Here is a 17651-nt window from a genome sequence, read left to right on the forward strand (position 1 = left end):
TTCGCGCTTTCCCTTCCGGCGGTTCCGACTCTATCAGATCCGTTTTCCGTTCCGTTTCCGGTTCGGATTTCATTTCCGATGGCCGTCGTGGCCTTTTGCCTTTCGGCTGCCGCTACTTTAGCCGACTTTCCCCGGCAACCCATAATCGGGGCCTTCGGACGGTATTTCGGCATGCCGAAATACGCACCCGCTGGGGTGATGTCGTAGGTAGTGGTTGGCCGCTTCGGGTTGCTCGGGGAGTGGACCGGAAGGTCCGTCCGACAGCAGTGTCCGTGTCAAGCGGCTCGGGCTACGTTAGGCGCCCCTCAGGGGCCAGTCAAGTTGAGCGCTTGCGCGGAGCGTGGGCCCGATAGGGGCTCACCGAGGGGTCCCCGTCGATCCAGAACCGCCACGGATGACCGGCTCCCTCGCCGCCCACTCCCGTACGGGGGCCGCTGCGTACCTGGTCGGGGCGGGGCGGGGTGCCGTTCAGTACGGAGAGCGGGGCACCGGGGCCCGCGCAGGCGTCCGTGCCGTTCAGCTCTCGGTCCACGTCCAGCGCGGTGGCCAGCCGGGCCGGTCCTTTGGCCAGTTCCTTCGCATGACGGGCCGAGAATCGACGTTTGTACGCAAGATCCTCGCCCACCAGTACCTCGGCCGCCCGGAGCAGTACGCCACTGGCCTTCCCCTCCGGACCGCACACCAGGTTCAGGCAGTGCCACATTCCGTAGGTGAAGTAGACGTACGCGTGTCCGGGCGGACCGAACATCACCGCGTTGCGAGGGGTACGGCCCCGGTAGGCGTGCGAGCCCGGGTCGATCTCCCCCGCGTACGCCTCCACCTCGGTGAGGCGTAGCTCGATCGGGCCGTCGTCGGTGGTGCGGACGAGCGTGCGGCCCAGCAGGTCGGGGGCGACCTCCAGTACGGGACGGTCGAAGAACGTGCGGGGCAGCGGCTCGCGCTCCGGTCCGCCCCCGTGTTCGGTGCCCTGGATCATGCCGGTCGAGGGTACTGGGAACCGAGTACCGTCGTCGCGCGTAAGTAGGGGTCAGGAACTAGAAGGAGTGGTCATGGGCTTCAAGAAGCTGCTCGCGAGTCTGGGCGCCGGCGGTGCCTCCGTGGAGACGGAGCTGACCGAGCCGAACGTCGTGCCCGGCGGTGTCGTCCAGGGCGAGGTGCGGATCCAGGGCGGATCCGTGAACCAGGCCATCGAGGCGCTCTCGGTCGGGCTCCAGGCGCGCGTCGAGGTGGAGGGCGGTGACCAGGAGGTCAAGCAGGACATCGAATTCACCAAGATGCGGCTCGGCGGTGCCTTCGAGGTGCAGGCCGGTGCCGTGCACGTGGTGCCGTTCGGTCTGGAGATCCCCTGGGAGACCCCGATCAACTTCTTCGGCGGCCAGTACGCGGTCGGGATGGAGCTCGGCGTGCGGACCGAGCTGGAGATCGCCCGTGCCGTGGACTCCGGCGACCTCGACTCGATCAACGTGCACCCGCTGCCCGCGCAGCAGGCGATCCTGAACGCGTTCGGGCAGCTCGGTTTCCGGTTCCGCAGCGCCGACATGGAGCGCGGCCACATTCGCGGTACGCGGCAGAAGCTGCCGTTCTACCAGGAGATCGAGTTCCACCCGCCGGCTCAGTACCGGGGCCTCAACCAGGTCGAGCTGACGTTCATCGCCGACGAGCGGGAGATGGACGTGGTGCTGGAGATGGACAAGAAGCCGGGCCTGTTCACCGAGGGCAGCGACTCCTACCGGGCCTTCCGGGTCGGGCTGCACGACTTCCAGGGCACGGACTGGGCGGCGTACCTCAACCAGTGGCTGGCCGAGGTCGGCGGCAAGCGCAACTGGGCCTAGGCTCGGGGGCGTAGGCAGATACGCGTCAGTACTGGAGGTACCGCCGTCGTGACCGAGCTCAGCAGGCCGCCGCTCCCGCACGATTTCCACCCGCCGGTGCCGTCGTTCACGCTCGTGAGCGACGACGTCGAGGACGGTGCCGGGCTGCCGGACGCCCAGGTGCTCGACGGCGGGAACACCTCGCCGCAGCTGCGCTGGGAGGGTTTCCCCGCCGGGACGAAGAGCTTCGCCGTGACGTGCTTCGATCCGGACGCACCGACGGGCAGCGGTTTCTGGCACTGGACCGTGTTCGACATCCCGGCCTCGGTGACGGAGCTGCCGGCGGGCGCGGGCAGCGGGAAGTTCGACGGGCTGCCCGAGGGTGCCGTACAGGTGCGCAACGACTACGGCACGAAGGACTTCGGGGGCGCCGCGCCGCCGGCCGGTGAGCGGCACCGCTATGTGTTCACGGTGTACGCGGTGGACACGGAGGAGCTCGGCCCCGACTCCGACGCGTCGCCCGCCGTGGTCGGTTTCAACCTGCGGTTCCACACGCTGGGGCGCGCCCGGCTGATCTCCGAGTACGAAGCCCCCGTGGAGGGCTGAGAGTTCCACAACTGTTTGCCCTGCCCTGGTCTTGGAGAGATCAGGGCAGGGCATTTTTTTATTGCGTTGTTCCATACGGCTCGCCCGGCCAGAGTTGATCCAGGCCCGCCGTGGGGTGGGCGGCACACGGGAGGTGGGCGAGATGCGGGAAACGCTGGTACTGAACGCGAGCTTCGAGCCGCTGTCGACGGTGACACTCAACCGTGCGGTGGTGCTGGTCCTCAACGACAAGGCCGTCGTCGAACAGGCTCATCCGGGTCTCCGTGTGCGCGGTGCCGACGTCGATCTTCCGGTGCCCCGGGTCATCAGGCTGTGCAGGTACGTACGGGTGCCCTTCCGAAGACACGCCCCGTGGTCGAGGCGGGGTGTGCTGATACGGGACCAGCACAGGTGCGCGTACTGCGGAGGGCGGGCGTCGACGGTCGACCACGTCGTGCCGCGCGCGCAGGGCGGGAAGGACGGGTGGCTCAACACGGTGGCCTCCTGTGCCGAGGACAACCACCGCAAGGCGGACCGTACGCCGGAGCAGGCGGGGATGCCGCTGCTGCGGGAGCCGTTCGTGCCCTCCCCCGCCGACGCGATGCTGCTCGCGATGAGCGCGGGTGAGCGGGGTGCGCTGCCGGAGTGGCTGGTGCGCTCGTCGACGGCGGCCGCCTGAGGGCGCGTACGGGCTCACGGGGACGTGTAGCGGCGAAAGGGCCCGCTTCCGGGGACGGAAGCGGGCCCTTCGCGTGGCTCAGCCGCCGAGCGTGAGCTGGAGGATCGCGCAGGTGCCCACGGCGAGGATCACGCCGCGCAGCACCGAGGGCTTCAGCTTGCGGCCGACCTTGGCGCCGATCTGGCCGCCGATGGTGGAGCCGACCGCGATGAGCCCCGCGGCGGTCCAGTCGATGTGGGCGGCGAAGACGAAGAAGAGGGCGGCGACGGAGTTCACGACGGCCGCGAGCATGTTCTTGGTGGCGTTGAGGCGCTGCATCGTGTCCTGGAGCAGCATGCCCATCAGGGCCATGTAGATGATGCCCTGGGCCGCGGTGAAGTAGCCGCCGTAGACGCTGGCGAGGGTGAGGGCGACGAAGAGGAGCGGGCCGCCGTCGGGGTTGGTGCGGGTGCCGTTGCGCTCGCGGCGGCGCTTGACCGCCTTGGAGATGTACGGCTGGAAGAGGACGAGCAGGAGGGCGAGGCCGACCAGGATCGGGACGATCGTCTCGAAGGCGGTCGGGGGGAGGGTGAGGAGGAGGGCCGCTCCGGCGAAGGCGCCGATGGCCGCGCCGACGCTGAGGCGGACGATGCGGCGGCGCTGGCCCGCCATTTCCGCGCGGTAGCCGATGGCTCCGCTGATGCAGCCGGGGATCAGGCCCAGTGCGTTGGACACGGTCGCGGTGACCGGGGGCAGTCCCGTGGCGAGGAGCACGGGGAAGGTGATGAGGGTTCCCGACCCGACGATGGTGTTGATGGTTCCCGCGCCGATTCCGGCGGCGAAGACCGCGAGCGCTTCCCAGATGGACAACGCCGTCTCCTTACACGATCGGTGGACGCCTCCCCGCCATGGAGGTCGAGGGGCTCCACCGATCATGCACGATTACGTGTACACCTCAGTCAGCCGGGTCGATCGGCCGGGTCAGTCGACCGGGGGCTCCTGGCGGCGCTCCGAACCGCCGGAGTTGCCACCGGTGTTGAAGCCGGGCCCTCCCCCGCTGAGGTTGCCGAAGGCACCGCTGAGGCCCTTCAGCGCGTCGCCGATCTCGCTGGGCACGATCCAGAGCTTGTTGGCGTCGCCCTCGGCGATCTTCGGGAGCATCTGGAGGTACTGGTAGGAGAGCAGCTTCTGGTCGGGGTCGCCCGCGTGGATCGACTCGAAGACCGTGCGGATGGCCTGGGCCTCGCCCTCGGCGCGCAGCGCGGCGGCCTTGGCCTCGCCCTCGGCCCGCAGGATCGCGGACTGCTTCTCGCCCTCGGCGGTGAGGATCTGGGACTGCCTGATGCCCTCGGCGGTGAGGATCGCGGCGCGCTTGTCGCGGTCGGCGCGCATCTGCTTCTCCATCGAGTCCTGGATGGAGGTGGGCGGCTCGATCGCCTTGAGCTCGACGCGGTTGACGCGGATGCCCCACTTGCCGGTCGCCTCGTCGAGGACGCCGCGCAGGGCCGCGTTGATCTCCTCGCGGGAGGTGAGGGTGCGCTCCAGGTCCATGCCGCCGATGATGTTGCGCAGCGTGGTGACGGTGAGCTGTTCGATCGCCTGGATGTAGCTGGCGACCTCGTAGGTCGCGGCCCGCGCGTCGGTCACCTGGTAGTAGATGACGGTGTCGATGTTCACGACCAGGTTGTCCTGGGTGATCACCGGCTGGGGCGGGAAGGGCACGACCTGTTCGCGGAGGTCGATGCGGTTGCGGATGGAGTCGATGAACGGGACGACGATGTTCAGGCCCGCGTTCAGCGTGCGGGTGTAGCGGCCGAAGCGCTCCACGATGGCGGCGCTGGCCTGCGGAATCACCTGGATCGTCTTGATCAGGGCGATGAAGACCAGCACCACCAGAATGATCAGGACGATGATGATCGGTTGCATCGTTTTCCCCGTACCCTTCGTCGTTCCAGAGATGATCGATTTTGGCAGACGGCGGGCTGCCGCGTACGGGCTTCGGTCACATGACGACCGCGGTTGCTCCGTCGATCTCCACGACGTCGACCTGCTGGCCGGGTTCGAAGGTCAGGTCCGCGTCGAGCGAGCGGGCCGACCAGACCTCGCCCGCGAGCTTGATGCGGCCGCCGCTGCCGTCGACCCGCTCCAGGACGACGGCTTGTCTGCCCTTCAACGCGTCGATTCCGGTGGCCAGTCGGGGCCGGTCGGAGCGGTGCCGGGCGGCGATGGGGCGCACCACGGCGATGAGCGCGACCGAGACCGCGACGAAGACCAGTACCTGGGCGACCACCCCGAGGCCGAGGCCCGCGGCGACGGCGCCCGCGACGGCGCCGACCGCGAACATCCCGAACTCGGGCATCGCGGTCACCACGAGCGGGATGCCCAGTCCCACCGCGCCGATCAGCCACCACACCCACGCGTCGATGTCCACGTGGTCATGGTAGGGCCGCGTGTCGCCCCGCGGACAGGGCGTGCGCGATCAGACCGTGCGCGGTGGGGAGTTGGGGTCAGCCGAGGGGCAGGCCCTGTGCGGTGTAGCGGTCGCCGACGTGCTCGACGACGAGCGGCAGGCCGAAGCAGAGGGAGAGGTTGCGGGAGGTCAGCTCGGTCTCCATGGGGCCCGCGGCGAGCACCTTGCCCTGACGGATCATCAGGACGTGGGTGAAGCCGGGCGCGATCTCCTCGACGTGGTGCGTGACCATGACCATCGAGGGGGCGTACGGGTCGCGGGCGAGGCGGCCGAGGCGGCGGACCAGGTCCTCGCGGCCGCCGAGGTCGAGGCCCGCGGCGGGCTCGTCGAGGAGCAGCAGCTCGGGGTCGGTCATCATCGCGCGGGCGATCAGGGTGCGCTTGCGCTCGCCCTCGGAGAGGGTGCCGAACTTCCGGTCCAGGTACTCGGTCATGCCGAGGCGGTCGAGGAAGGCGCGGGCGCGCTGCTCGTCGACCTCGTCGTAGTCCTCGTGCCAGGTGGCGGTCATGCCGTACGCGGCGGTGAGCACCGTCTGGAGCACGGTCTGGCGCTTGGGCAGCTTGTCGGCCATGGCGACGCCCGCCATGCCGATGCGCGGCCGCAGCTCGAAGACGTCCACGCCGCCGAGCCGGTCGCCGAGGATGCTGACGGTTCCCTTGGTGGGGAACAGGTAGCTGGAGGCGAGGTTGAGGAGGGTGGTCTTGCCCGCGCCGTTCGGGCCGAGGATCACCCAGCGCTCCCCCTCCTTGACCGACCAGGAGACTTCGTCCACCAGAGCCCGACCGTCGCGGACCACGGATACGTCCACCAGCTCCAGTACATCGCTCATGAGCGCGTTGTCTCCCCATGCAGTCTCGTCGAGATTCCGGCGCGCGTGCCGGTGGGCACGGCTCCCAGGGAAAACCTACGCCACCTCCGAAGTGTTCCGGCCCTTAGGTCCTGTCAGTGGGGGTCCCTAGGCTGTGGTCATGCTCTCGGAACCACGTTCAGGAATGCTGGCTGCTTGGGGAAACGCGCTGCTCGCCGGTCTGGTGTCGCCGGACGAGGCGGTCGTGGCGATCGTCGGTGAGGATGCGGTGCACCGGGTGGAGGGGCTGCCGGGCGAGTCCGCGCCCGTGGGGCTCACGCTGGCGCTCGGCCGGCTGCGGGCGCTCGGGGCGGGCGGGTTCCGCGTCGCGCTGCCCGCGCCGGGGCACCCGCTGGGGCTCAGCGGTCCGCCGGAGTTCAACGCGGCGGCGCTGGAGGCCCAGGAGGCGGTGGTCTGCTCGGGGGTGCCGTACGGGCTGGTGCCCGAGGTGACGGAGGCCGGGCCCGCGGGGGACGTGCGGGTGGAGGTGGTCTGGCGCTGTCTGCCGGTGCGCGGGGCGCCGCCCGCGGACGTGCCGTCGCTGGGCGAGGCGGAGCGGGAGCTGGCGGAGGGGCTGCGGGAGGCGACGGCGGTGCTGTCGCGGCTGGACGTGGCGGGCTCGGGTCCGGTGGCGGAGGCCGCGCTGGACGCGTACCGGGCGCGGGCGGAGCGGTCGGCGGCGCGGGACGTGCTGGCGCCGGGGTACCCGCCGCGTGCGGTGCGGGTGCTTGAGCTGGCGCGGCGGGTGGGGCTGCTGGTCTCGCTGGCGTACGAGCGGGGGCACGGCGGGGCGGTGAGCGCGTCGGAGATGGCGGCGCGGGGCGCGGCGCTGCGGCCGGTGGAGCGGGTGGCGAGACGGGCGCAGGTGGCGGCGTACAACGCGTACGTGGAGGAGCGCGAGCGGGAGCGGGAGCGGTAGGCGGGGTCTCTGCGGCGGGCGCACGGTGGGGGCGGGCGGGCTTCCCGCGGCGGGCTTCCCGCGGCGGGCGCGGGTGGCGGGAGCGTTCCGGCGAGCGGGGTGCGCGAGTGGGCGGGGTGCGCGAGTGGGTGCGAGCACGGGCGGGCACGGGTGGGTGCGAGCACGAGTGGGCACAGGTGTGGGTGCGGGCACGGGGAAGCCCCACGTCCCTGGCGGGGGCGTGGGGCTTCGGGGAGACCGTGGGCCTGTGCGTCAGACGTTCTGGGACGCGTTGGCGAAGGCCGGGTTCAGCAGGCCGATGACCGACACGCTGTTGCCCGTGGCGTTCACCGGGACGTGGACCGGGACCTCGGCGAGGTTGCCGGAGACGACGCCCGGGGAGTTCTGGGCGACGCCGCCCGCGTGGGCGTCGGCGAACGCCGCACCCGCGGAGGTGCCGGCGGCGATTCCGGCGACGGCGACGACCAGGGCGGCCTTCTTGGCGGTGTTCATGAAAGGTGTTCCTCCTGTTGCTTTCCGACCCCAGCCGCGGGGTCGCACGTTGGAGAACGCATGGGCCAGATGGATGACACGGGCCGGTGCGGCGATGCCCTCGATGTGATCAATCGGAGGCGCGCGGGAGACGCCCGGTGCTGACGCCGCCGGTGCGGCGCCCGGCCGGGAACGACGAAACCGGCCCCCGGCGGTTGCCGGGGGCCGGTGCGGTCGCTGTCGGACCGGGTGCGTCGCTCAGCCGTCGACGTCGGTCAGTGGTTGACGCCGTGGTTCCCGAAGACCGGGTTCAGGAGGCCGATCACCGAGACGGTGTTGCCGACGGCGTTCACGGGGACGTGGACCGGGGCCTGAATCAGGTTGCCGGAGGCGACGCCCGGGGACTTGACGGTCTTGCCGTGGGCCTCGGCACCGGAGTGACCGGTGGCGGAGGCGGCTCCGGCGCCCGCGGCGACGAGTCCACCGGCGATCATGGTGACGGCGGCAGCCTTCTTCAGGTTCTTCACTTGGGGATCCTCCTGGTAGTCGCCGCGGCCGGCCGCCGCAGCACGCCATGGAGAACCGGTCATGGCCCGAACAGGTTGCGCCGTTCGCGTGACATACACCCGACAGTATGAATCTCGGACGAGTGCGGGGAAGCGGCCCCGGGGCGGCCGGATCAGCCGGTCACCCCATGTCGGACGGCCCACAGCGCCGCCTGGGTGCGGTCCGCCAGGTCCAGCTTCATCAGGATGTTGGAGACGTGCGTCTTGACGGTCTTCTCGGACAGGACGAGCGCGCGGGCGATCTCCCGGTTGGAGCGGCCGTCCGCGATGAGCACGAGGACCTCGCGCTCGCGCTCGGTGAGCGTGGAGCCACGCCCCGTGCCCTGCTGCGGGTCGTCCTGGGAGAGCAGGGCTCCGGCCACCTCGGGCTGGAGCAGTACGTGGCCCGCGTGGACGGACCGGATAGCGCCGGCCAGGGCGTCCGGGTCCACGTCCTTGTAGACGTAGCCGGACGCGCCCGCGCGCAGGGCGGGGACCACCGTGCGCTGCTCGGTGAAGCTGGTGACGATCAGCACCTTGGCGGGGTTGGCCAGCTCGCGGAGCTTGCGCAGCGCCTCGATGCCGTCCGTACCGGGCATCTTGACGTCCATCAGGACGACGTCGGGCCGCAGCTCCTCGGTGCGGGCGACGCCCTCGGCGCCGTCGGCCGCCTCGCCGACGACCTCTATGTCGTCCTGCACTTCGAGGAACGTGCGGAGCCCTCGGCGGACCACCTGGTGGTCGTCGACGAGCAGGACCCTGATTCTCGGTGTCTCAGCCACCGGGGACCTCCATCTCGATCGTGGTGCCCTCGCCGGGCGCCGATTCCACGGTGAGCCTGCCGCCGACGCCCGCGGCCCTGTCCCGCATGGAGACCAGGCCCAGGTGGCGTCCCGCCCTGCGGACCGCGCCCGGGTCGAAGCCCTTGCCGTCGTCGGTGACGCACAGGACCGTGCGGGCGTCGCACCGGGTGAGGGTGACGGAGACGCGGGCGGCGCCGGAGTGGCGCAGGGCGTTGTGCAGGGACTCCTGGGCGACCCGCAGCAGGGCCTCCTCCTGGGCGGCGGACAGGCCCCTGATGCCCGCGCTCTCGAAGGTGACCCGCGCGCCGTGGGCCCGGTCCATCACCTGGATCTGGGTGCGCAGCGTATTGACGAGGCCGTCCTCCTCCAGGCCCGCCGGGCGCAGCTCGACGACGGCGGCGCGCAGTTCGTCGGCGGCTTCGGCGGCCAGCGCGGCGACCTGCTGGAGCTCTCCCTTGGCGCGGGCGGGGTCGCGGTCGACGAGGGCGGCGGCGGCCTGGGCGGTGAGGCGCAGCGAGAAGAGCTTCTGGCTGACGGCGTCGTGCAGCTCGTGGGCGAGGCGGGAGCGCTCCTCGGCGATGGTGAGCTCGCGGCTGCGCTCGTAGAGCCTGGCGTTGGTGAGGGCGATGGCGGCGTGCTGGGCGAGGATCGTCAGGAGTTCCTGGTCCTGCTCGGTGAAGCCGCAGCCCCCTTCGGGCTTGGGGCACTGCTTGTTGGCGAGGAAGAGCGCGCCGATCGTCTCGTCGCCGTCCTTGATGGGCAGGCCGAGGAAGTCCGACATGTCGGGGTGGGCGTCGGGCCAGCCCTCGAAGCGGGGGTCCTCGCGGACGTCGGCGAGGCGCTCGGGCTTCGCGTCGTGCAGCATCGCGGCGAGGATGCCGTGCTGGCGCGGGAGCGGGCCGATGGCCCTCCACTGCTCGTCGCTGACGCCGTCGACGACGAACTGGGCGAAGCCGCCGTGGTCGTCGGGGACGCCGAGCGCCGCGTACTGGGCGTCGAGCAGCTCCCGGGCGGAGACGACGATCGTCTTGAGGACGTCGCTCGTCTCCAGGCGGCGGCTCATCGCCAGCAGGGCGGTGCTCACCGCGGCCAGGCCCGAGTTGGGTGGGTGGTTCATGGGATCACCGTACCGGCGGGGTGTGACGGTCCGTATCCGACCGCGGACGGCTGCCGCCTAGGGCCGGAGGCGTAGGCCGAGCGCCCTAACGATGCCGCGGAACCCCCTCACGCTGAGCATTGCTGTCGCAACGGATGGTGAGGTTGTTACGTGCTCGATGTGAGCCCGCGCATAGGACGCAGGTCACTTACGAAGTCCACTAGTGGATGCATGAGTGCCCTGTGAGCGGGGAATGCGCAGGGGTCGCGCGCCACGCCTCGGGGCCTGATCCACTACCCGGGATCGTACGTCGCACCTTTGCCTAGCGATTTTGCTGCCGCTAACAATTGCCGACGTCGCCGCCGAGGGAGCCCCACTGGGACCCGGGGCATCCGGTGACGTCCGCGATCCGAAGAGGTAGTCCTGCATGTCCTCGTCCAGCACCCCTGGCCATAGTCGTCTGACCAAGGCCCAGAAGTTCTCCGCCGCCGGTGTCGCCGCTCTCGGTGCCGCCGCACTCGCCTTCTCGCTCGTCCCGGCCGACGCCGACACCAGGACGCAGGAGCTCGCAGCCGCCCCGGTCGTCCTCTCGGTCGCCGCGGGCAGCGCTCAGGCGGAGACCGTGCACGCGAGCGTCACCCGGCAGCACGCCGTGGCCGACAAGCAGGCCAGGGCCGCCGCGGCGAAGGCCGCCGCAGCCGCGAAGGCCAAGGCGAAGGCGAAGGCGCAGGCCGACGCGAAGGCGCGCGCCAAGGCCCAGGCCGCCAGCCGCGCCGCCGCCCGCAAGCCGGTCTACGCCAACAACCTGGACGGCTGGATCCGCGAGTCGCTGGACGTCATGAAGAAGAACGGCATCCCGGGTTCGTACAACGGGCTGCACCGCAACATCATGCGCGAGTCCACCGGCAACCCGAACGCCAAGAACGGCTGGGACGTCAACGCCCAGAACGGCACCCCGTCGATCGGCCTGCTCCAGGTCATCCAGCCGACGTTCAACGCGTACCACGTGTCCGGCACCCCGCACGACATCTACGACCCGGTCGCCAACATCACGGCCGCCGCCAACTACGCGGCCGACAAGTACGGCTCCATCGACAACGTGAACGGCGCCTACTGAGGGCCCTCGACCGTGTACGCCGAAGGGCGGCACACCCCGTGCGGGGTGTGCCGCCCTTCGGCGTACGGTCGCGCCTACTTGCGCATGACCTCCGGCTCGTGGCGCCGCAGGAAGCGGGCGACCAGGAAGCCGCAGAGCGCGCCGAGCGCGAGCAGCGCCAGCATGTCGATGGTCCAGGCACTGACCGTGTGGTCCCACAGGGGGTCGGTGCTGCCCGGGTCGTCGGTGTTGGGGCTGACCTTGTTGAAGTCCAGCGTCGCGCCGGACGCGGCCACCGCCCAGCGGGACGGCATCAGGTACGAGAACTGGTTGACGCCGATGGCGCCGTTCAGCGTGAAGAGGCAGCCGGTGAAGACCACCTGGACGATCGCGAACATCACCAGCAGCGGCATGGTCTTCTCCGCGGTCTTCACCAGCGAGGAGATGACCAGGCCGAACATCATCGAGGTGAAGCCCAGCGCCATGATCGGCAGGGACAGCTCCAGGAGCGTCATCCCGCCGAGCACCAGGCCCTCCTCGGGGATCTCGCGGCTGGAGAAGCCGATCGCGCCGACCATCAGGCCCTGGAGGACCGTGATGACGCCGAGCACGATCACCTTGGACATCAGGTACGCGGAGCGGGAGAGGCCGGTCGCGCGCTCCCGCTCGTAGATGACCCGTTCCTTGATCAGCTCACGGACGGAGTTGGCGGCGCCCGCGAAACAGGCGCCGACCGCGAGGATCAGCAGGACCGTGGTCGCCGTGCCGTTAGGGATGATCTTGCCCGCCGCGTTGGCCGGGTTGGGCAGCAGGCCCTTGCCCGAGTCGATCAGCAGGCTGACCGCGCCGAGGACGCCGGGCAGGATCACCATGAGGGCGAGGAAGCCCTTGTCGGACGCGATGACCGAGACGTACCGCCTGATCAACGTGCCGAGCTGGGAGAACCAGCCCTGCGGCTTGGGCGGCCTGATCGCCTGCGGCGGCGGCATGTGCACCGCCTGCGGGGCGACGGCGTCGAGGTCCGCGGCGTACATCTGGTAGTGCTGCGAGCCCTTCCAACGGCCCGCCCAGTCGTAGTCGCGGTAGTTCTCGAACGCCGAGAAGACGTCGGCCCAGGTGGTGTACCCGAAGAAGTTGAGCGCCTCCTCCGGCGGACCGAAGTAGGCGACGGCCCCGCCGGGCGCCATGACCAGGAGCTTGTCGCAGATCGACAGCTCGGCGACCGAGTGCGTCACGACCAGGACCGTGCGGCCGTCGTCGGCGAGGCCGCGCAGCAGCTGCATGACGTCGCGGTCCATGCCCGGGTCGAGGCCCGAGGTGGGCTCGTCCAGGAAGATCAGCGACGGCTTGGTCAGCAGCTCCAGGGCGACGGAGACGCGCTTGCGCTGACCGCCGGAGAGCGAGGTGACCTTCTTGTCCTTGTGGATGTCGAGCTTCAGCTCGGCCAGCACCTCGCTGATCCGGGCCTGGCGCTCGGCGGCCGTGGTGTCCGCGGGGAAGCGGAGCTTCGCGGCGTACTTCAGCGCGCTGTTGACGGTCAGTTCCTTGTGCAGGATGTCGTCCTGCGGGACCAGACCGATGCGCTGGCGCAGCTCGGCGAACTGCTTGTAGAGGTTCCGGTTGTCGTAGAGGACGTCGCCCTGGTTGGCCGGTCGGTAGCCGGTGAGCGCCTTGAGGAGCGTCGACTTTCCGGAGCCCGAGGGGCCGATGACCGCGACGAGCGACTTCTCGGGGACGCCGAAGGAGACGTCCTTGAGGATCTGCTTGCCGCCGTCGACCGTGACGGTCAGGTGGCGGGCCGAGAAGGAGACCTCACCGGTGTCGACGAACTCTTCGAGGCGGTCGCCCACGACCCGGAAGGTCGAGTGGCCGACGCCGACGATGTCGTTGGGGCCGAGTACCGCCGAGCCGGACTTGGCGATCGGCATGCCGTTGACGTACGTGCCGTTGTGGCTGCCGAGGTCGCGGATCTCGAAGCGGCCGTCGGGCGTCGCGTGGAACTCCGCGTGGTGCCGCGAGACCTGGAGGTCGGAGACGACCAGTTCGTTCTCCAGGGCACGACCGATGCGCATGACGCGGCCGAGTGCCATCTGGTGGAACGTCGTCGGGCTGCGGTCGCCGTAGACCGGCGGGGCCCCCGCGGCACCGCCGGAAGGTCCGCCCTGCTGGTGCGGCACCTGGGGCGGCTGCTGGGCCTGGGCCTGCGGCTGGTGCGCCTGCTGGTGCTGCGCCTGGGGCTGGTGCGCCTGCTGCTGCCATCCCTGCTGCTGGGGCTGCTGGGGCTGGGCCTGCGGAGCCCAGGCGCCGGGCGCGCCCTGCTGGTGCTGCTGCTGGTGCTGCTGGTGCGCTCCCTGGCCGCCGTGCACGCCGGCACCGGCCGCCGCACCGCTCAGGGAGAGCCGGGGCCCGTCCGTGGCGTTGCCCAGGTGCACGGCGGAGCCGGGGCCGATCTCCTGCTGATGGATCCGCTGCCCCTGCACGTACGTGCCGTTGGTGGAGCCGTGGTCCTCGATGACCCAGCTGCGCCCGCCCCAGCTGATCGTGGCGTGCCGCCACGAGACCCTGGCGTCGTCGATCACCATGTCGCCCTGCGGATCGCGTCCGAGGGTGTACGACCTGGACGGATCGAGCGTCCAGGTCCTGCCATTCAATTCCAGTACGAGTTCCGGCACTCCAGCCCCACTTGTTGTCCCCCGAGTTACCCCCATCACAGTGGGAGTCTAGGGATGGCGAACATCGGGGGGAACTATTTCAGGCTCAGTCCCGAATACGAAAGCCGGGCCGTGTGAAGAGGGCGCGCAGACCTTCCGCACCCGCCGTTGACGGAGGAGAAACTCGCCCGGAGAGTGGTAAGGGCCCATGAGTGCGTACGGATCATGCGCGAACCGGGCAAGTAGGGGCAAGTCCGAACGGCCGGGCGGTGGGGCCGGGTAGGCCGGGGGGCCTGATGGACGCGAGGAGCAAGGTCCGCTGGGGCGACGTGCTGTTGGCCGCTGTCGCCTCTGTCAGCTGGGCGTTGGTCGGAATGGCGGGCACGGCGGCGCTGGGTCTGCACCTGCTGGGCGCGGACGCGACGGCCTCGCTGGGGCCGATGACCGCGGCGCTCGTCGTGCTCGGGGCGGGCGGCTCGGTCCGTCCCTCGGGAGACGTCTCCGTGTTCGGCCTGGAGGGCGCCGAGGCGAGGACCGCCATCGAAATCACGCCACTGGGAGTGGGTCTGGTCGGGGCCCTCTTCCTGTCGTACTTCTTCCTACGTTCCTTGCGGGCACTGGGCTCGCGGGTCTCCTGGGGCGAGTTGGCGGCGCGGGCCGGGGCGGTCGTGGCGCTCTTCGTCGGGCTGGTCGGCGGGCTCGCGTGGGCAGGTCACGATGTCATCACCATTGACGGCTCCTCGCTCGGGATCGACCCGCCGAAGGTGCCGGGCGGCGACCTGCCCGACGAGGTGGGCGGGCTGCTCCCCGACGGGATCGGGGACCTCGGCGACCTCGGTGACCTGGGCGGACTGCTGCCGGACCGGCTCGCCGACCTCGCCAGGACCAAGGCGGAGGTCGGCTTCACCGTCGACACTGCGTCCTCGCTCGCGGGCGGGGCGGTGTGGGTGGTGGGCGTGCTGGTGATCGCGCTCCTCGCCTCGCGGCGCACCCCGCTGCCCGCCGGGGCCGCGTGGCTGCACCGGTCGGTGCGGCCCGCCGCCTCCGCACTGGTGGGCGTGCTGATCGTGGCCGTGGCCGCGGGGCTGGCCGCCGCCGGGTACGCGGCGATCGGCGACGACCACCCGGGGCGCGTGGCGGGCGCGGCGCTGCTGGGGGCGCCGAACGGGGTGTGGCTCGGGGTGCCGCTCGGGCTCTTCGTGCCGTGGGAGGGCAGGGCGACGGGGGTGCTCACGCGGGTGCTGCCCGATCCGCTCGACGATCTGCTGAGCTCGTCGGACGACAGGCCGGTGACCGTGGCGCGGCTGGCGGAACTGGACGGCCGGGTGTGGCTGCTGGCCGTCGCGGCGGCGGTGATGATGCTGTACGCGGGCGTGCTGGCGGCCGTGCGCACGCCGGTGGACGGGGGGCGGGCCGGTGGGCGGTTCGTCGTGCGGTGCGCGGTGGCGCTCGGTGCGGTGACGGCGGTGGCGCTGCCGTTGCTGGTGCGGCTCACCGGGGTGTCGGTGGACGCCTCGCTCTCCGTGCTGGGGTTCGACGCGCTCGGGGCCGGGGTCGAGCTGCACGGCAGCACGGGGCTCGCGGTGCTCGTCGGGGCCGCGTGGGGCGCGGGCGCCGGGGCCGCGGGCGCGCTGCTCGCCCGGCTTACGGGGGCCGCTGGACGGCGGGCGGCGAAGCTCGCGGGTCCCGCCGGTGCGGTCGGCGGGTACGGGGCGGGCCTGCCGGGTGGTGGGGGCGTGCCGGGTGGGGGCGTGCCGGGTGGTGGCGTGCCGGGTGGTGGCGTGCCGGGTGGTGGGGGCGTGCCGCACGGCCCCGGGCCCTACGTCCCCTCGCGCCCCTACCGGGCGCCGAACCCCGACACGAACCCGTACCTCAGGCAGCCCGACCCCGGGCCGGCCGACCCGGGGCAGGGGGTCCACGGGGCGCCCACCGTCGTGGGGCCGATCACCCCGCCGCCGGGTCGCCGCCCCCGTCCCGGGCCCCGGGGGCCGTACTACAAGGACGGCCCGGCCGACCGCCCGCACGACGGGGGGTCACCACCGCCGGGCCCGCCGCCGCCCGGCACTCCGCGCGGCACCCGGGGCGGGCCCGGGGGCGGACCTCCGGGCGGGTCCGGGGGCGGTTCTCCGAACGGGTCGCGCGGCAGCGGCCCGTAGCGCGGCGGCCCGCCGTACATCGGAGAGGTGACGGGCCGTGGAACGGCCCGTGTCCCCGAAGAGGCGGCTGGTCCGGTGGGCGGAACGGGACGACGGGGCCGCGGGAGCGCGCTATACGGTGGTGCCACCATGAGCGCATCGCAGCCCACTCAGGCCCCCCAGAATCCCGACGCCCGGACTCCCGACGCCCCCACTCTGCTCGTCAAGATCTTCGGGAAGGACCGCCCCGGGATCACTGCCGGGCTCTTCGACACACTCGCCGCCTTCTCCGTCGACGTCGTCGACATCGAGCAGGTCGTCTCGCGCGGCCGCCTCGTCCTGTGCGTGCTGGTCACCCAGCCCGCTCCCGGTCTGGAGGGCGAGCTGCGGTCCACGGTGCACAGCTGGTCCGATTCCCTGAAGCTCCAGGCCGAGATCATCTCGGGTACGGGCGACAACCGGCCGCGCGGCCTCGGCCGTTCGCACGTGACGGTGCTCGGCCACCCGCTGACCGCCGAGTCGACGGCGGCCATAGCGGCCAGGATCACCGCGACGGGCGGCAACATCGACCGCATCTTCCGGCTCGCCAAGTACCCGGTCACCGCGGTGGAGTTCGCCGTGTCCGGCGCGGAGACCGAGCCGCTGCGCACCGCGCTCGTCACGGAGGCCGCGCAGATCGGCGTCGACGTGGCCGTGGTGTCGGCGGGGCTGCACCGGCGGGCGCAGCGCCTGGTCGTGATGGACGTGGACTCCACGCTCATCCAGGACGAGGTGATCGAGCTGTTCGCGGCGCACGCCGGGTGCGAGGCACAGGTCGCGGAGGTCACCGCGCAGGCGATGCGCGGCGAGCTGGACTTCGAGCAGTCGCTGCACGCGCGCGTGGCGCTGCTCGCCGGTCTCGACGCCGCTGTCGTGGACAAGGTCAGGTCCGAGGTGCGGCTGACGCCCGGGGCGCGGACCCTGGTCCGTACGCTCAAGCGGCTCGGCTTCCAAGTGGGCGTGGTCTCGGGCGGTTTCACGCAGGTCACGGACGCGCTCAAGGAGAACCTCGGGCTGGACTTCGCCTCCGCCAACACCCTTGAGGTGGTGGACGGGAAGTTCACCGGGCGGGTCGTGGGCGAGGTCGTCGACCGGGCGGGCAAGGCCAGGCTGCTGCGGGCCTTCGCCGCCGAGGCGGGCGTCCCGCTGGCGCAGACCGTGGCGATCGGCGACGGCGCCAACGACCTGGACATGCTCAACGCGGCGGGGCTCGGCGTGGCGTTCAACGCCAAGCCGGTGGTGCGCGAGGCGGCGGACACGGCGGTGAACGTGCCGTTCCTGGACACCGTCCTCTATCTGCTGGGCATCACCCGCGAGGAGGTCGAGGCGGCCGACGGCCTGCTGGACGACTGACCTCCTCCCGGCGTTCCCTCCGGGAGGAGCGCTCCTCCCTCAGAGCGGTGGGGGGGGGGGCGCGGGGCCCCCCCCCCGCCCGGGGGGCGGGGCCCCCCCGGGCCCCCCCGCGGGGCCCCCCCCCCCCCCCCCCGCCCCCACCCCCGCCCCCCCCCCCCCCCCCCCCCCCCCG

18 protein-coding genes are annotated in these 17651 nt (G+C 71.6%); 8 read left to right on the plus strand and 10 right to left on the minus strand.

Translation table 11 applies throughout. The features are described from left to right. The coding region (locus ACIBNE_RS28145) for a hypothetical protein (RefSeq protein WP_399276333.1) at positions 1-207 on the plus strand (207 nt) is incomplete at its 5' end. A 109-nt stretch (positions 208-316) separates the two neighbouring features. Here the strand turns inward: ACIBNE_RS28145 and ACIBNE_RS28150 are convergent. Beyond that, a complete protein-coding gene (locus tag ACIBNE_RS28150) occupies positions 317-976 on the minus strand; it encodes a DNA-3-methyladenine glycosylase (protein ID WP_399276335.1) in 660 nt (219 codons plus the stop codon). 73 nt (positions 977-1049) lie between these two features. Between ACIBNE_RS28150 and ACIBNE_RS28155 the strand changes: the two genes are divergently transcribed. The 3 genes from ACIBNE_RS28155 to ACIBNE_RS28165 all read left to right on the plus strand — a co-directional run bounded on the left by ACIBNE_RS28155 (position 1050) and on the right by ACIBNE_RS28165 (position 3075). After that, positions 1050-1832: a sporulation protein gene (locus ACIBNE_RS28155; protein ID WP_399276337.1), complete on the plus strand. Its 783-nt coding sequence runs from the start codon at positions 1050-1052 to the stop codon at positions 1830-1832. 48 nt (positions 1833-1880) lie between these two features. Then, entirely contained in the window at positions 1881-2417 is a 537-nt protein-coding gene (locus ACIBNE_RS28160) for a YbhB/YbcL family Raf kinase inhibitor-like protein (RefSeq protein WP_399276339.1), read from the plus strand. 142 nt (positions 2418-2559) lie between these two features. Then, complete coding sequence (locus ACIBNE_RS28165) at positions 2560-3075, plus strand: HNH endonuclease (protein WP_399276342.1); 516 nt, start codon at positions 2560-2562, stop codon at positions 3073-3075. A gap of 78 nt (positions 3076-3153) precedes the next feature. Here the strand turns inward: ACIBNE_RS28165 and ACIBNE_RS28170 are convergent, their stop codons facing one another. The 4 genes from ACIBNE_RS28170 to ACIBNE_RS28185 form a co-directional block, all read right to left on the minus strand. Further along, a complete protein-coding gene (locus tag ACIBNE_RS28170) occupies positions 3154-3924 on the minus strand; it encodes a sulfite exporter TauE/SafE family protein (RefSeq protein WP_399276345.1) in 771 nt (256 codons plus the stop codon). A 111-nt stretch (positions 3925-4035) separates the two neighbouring features. Then, positions 4036-4980: an SPFH domain-containing protein gene (locus tag ACIBNE_RS28175; RefSeq protein WP_399276347.1), complete on the minus strand. Its 945-nt coding sequence runs from the start codon at positions 4978-4980 to the stop codon at positions 4036-4038. Positions 4981-5056: 76 nt separating this feature from the next. Next, positions 5057-5485, minus strand: a complete 429-nt coding sequence (locus ACIBNE_RS28180; RefSeq protein ID WP_399276349.1) for an NfeD family protein — start codon at positions 5483-5485, stop codon at positions 5057-5059. A gap of 76 nt (positions 5486-5561) precedes the next feature. Further along, a complete protein-coding gene (locus ACIBNE_RS28185) occupies positions 5562-6353 on the minus strand; it encodes an ABC transporter ATP-binding protein (RefSeq protein WP_399276351.1) in 792 nt (263 codons plus the stop codon). Positions 6354-6492: 139 nt separating this feature from the next. Between ACIBNE_RS28185 and ACIBNE_RS28190 the strand changes: the two genes are divergently transcribed. Continuing rightward, the gene (locus tag ACIBNE_RS28190) at positions 6493-7290 is read left to right on the plus strand and encodes a hypothetical protein (RefSeq protein WP_399276353.1); all 798 of its coding nucleotides are present in this window, start codon (positions 6493-6495) and stop codon (positions 7288-7290) included. Positions 7291-7542: 252 nt separating this feature from the next. Here ACIBNE_RS28190 and ACIBNE_RS28195 read toward each other — a convergent pair whose 3' ends face one another. The 4 genes from ACIBNE_RS28195 to ACIBNE_RS28210 all read right to left on the minus strand — a co-directional run bounded on the left by ACIBNE_RS28195 (position 7543) and on the right by ACIBNE_RS28210 (position 10226). Then, positions 7543-7782 carry a chaplin gene (locus tag ACIBNE_RS28195; RefSeq protein ID WP_399276355.1) on the minus strand — a complete coding sequence of 80 codons (240 nt, stop codon included), beginning with the start codon at positions 7780-7782 and terminating at the stop codon, positions 7543-7545. A gap of 254 nt (positions 7783-8036) precedes the next feature. Beyond that, on the minus strand, positions 8037-8288 hold the full coding sequence (locus tag ACIBNE_RS28200; RefSeq protein WP_399276357.1) for a chaplin: 252 nt from the start codon (positions 8286-8288) through the stop codon (positions 8037-8039). 152 nt (positions 8289-8440) lie between these two features. Then, positions 8441-9088, minus strand: a complete 648-nt coding sequence (locus ACIBNE_RS28205) for a response regulator (RefSeq protein WP_399276359.1) — start codon at positions 9086-9088, stop codon at positions 8441-8443. Beyond that, complete coding sequence (locus ACIBNE_RS28210) at positions 9081-10226, minus strand: GAF domain-containing sensor histidine kinase (RefSeq protein WP_399276361.1); 1146 nt, start codon at positions 10224-10226, stop codon at positions 9081-9083. Before ACIBNE_RS28210 ends, ACIBNE_RS28205 begins: the two co-directional genes overlap by 8 nt. A gap of 406 nt (positions 10227-10632) precedes the next feature. Between ACIBNE_RS28210 and ACIBNE_RS28215 the strand changes: the two genes are divergently transcribed. Next, the gene (locus tag ACIBNE_RS28215; protein WP_399276363.1) at positions 10633-11322 is read left to right on the plus strand and encodes a transglycosylase SLT domain-containing protein; all 690 of its coding nucleotides are present in this window, start codon (positions 10633-10635) and stop codon (positions 11320-11322) included. 74 nt (positions 11323-11396) lie between these two features. On the opposite strand, the gene ACIBNE_RS28220 is transcribed toward ACIBNE_RS28215, so the two are convergent. After that, positions 11397-13973 (minus strand): FHA domain-containing protein, encoded by a 2577-nt coding sequence (locus ACIBNE_RS28220; protein ID WP_399276365.1) that lies wholly within the window; start codon positions 13971-13973, stop codon positions 11397-11399. Between the two features lie 275 nt (positions 13974-14248). On the opposite strand from ACIBNE_RS28220, the gene ACIBNE_RS28225 reads away from it, so the two are divergent. Together ACIBNE_RS28225 and serB are read left to right on the plus strand one after the other, a co-directional pair. Further along, entirely contained in the window at positions 14249-16108 is a 1860-nt protein-coding gene (locus tag ACIBNE_RS28225) for a streptophobe family protein (protein ID WP_399276367.1), read from the plus strand. Positions 16109-16237: 129 nt separating this feature from the next. Next, positions 16238-17479, plus strand: a complete 1242-nt coding sequence (gene serB / locus ACIBNE_RS28230) for a phosphoserine phosphatase SerB (RefSeq protein ID WP_399276369.1) — start codon at positions 16238-16240, stop codon at positions 17477-17479. Positions 17480-17651: the final 172 nt, after the last annotated feature.

Source organism: Streptomyces sp. NPDC050504 (assembly GCF_044458065.1).
Classification (GTDB): domain Bacteria; phylum Actinomycetota; class Actinomycetes; order Streptomycetales; family Streptomycetaceae; genus Streptomyces.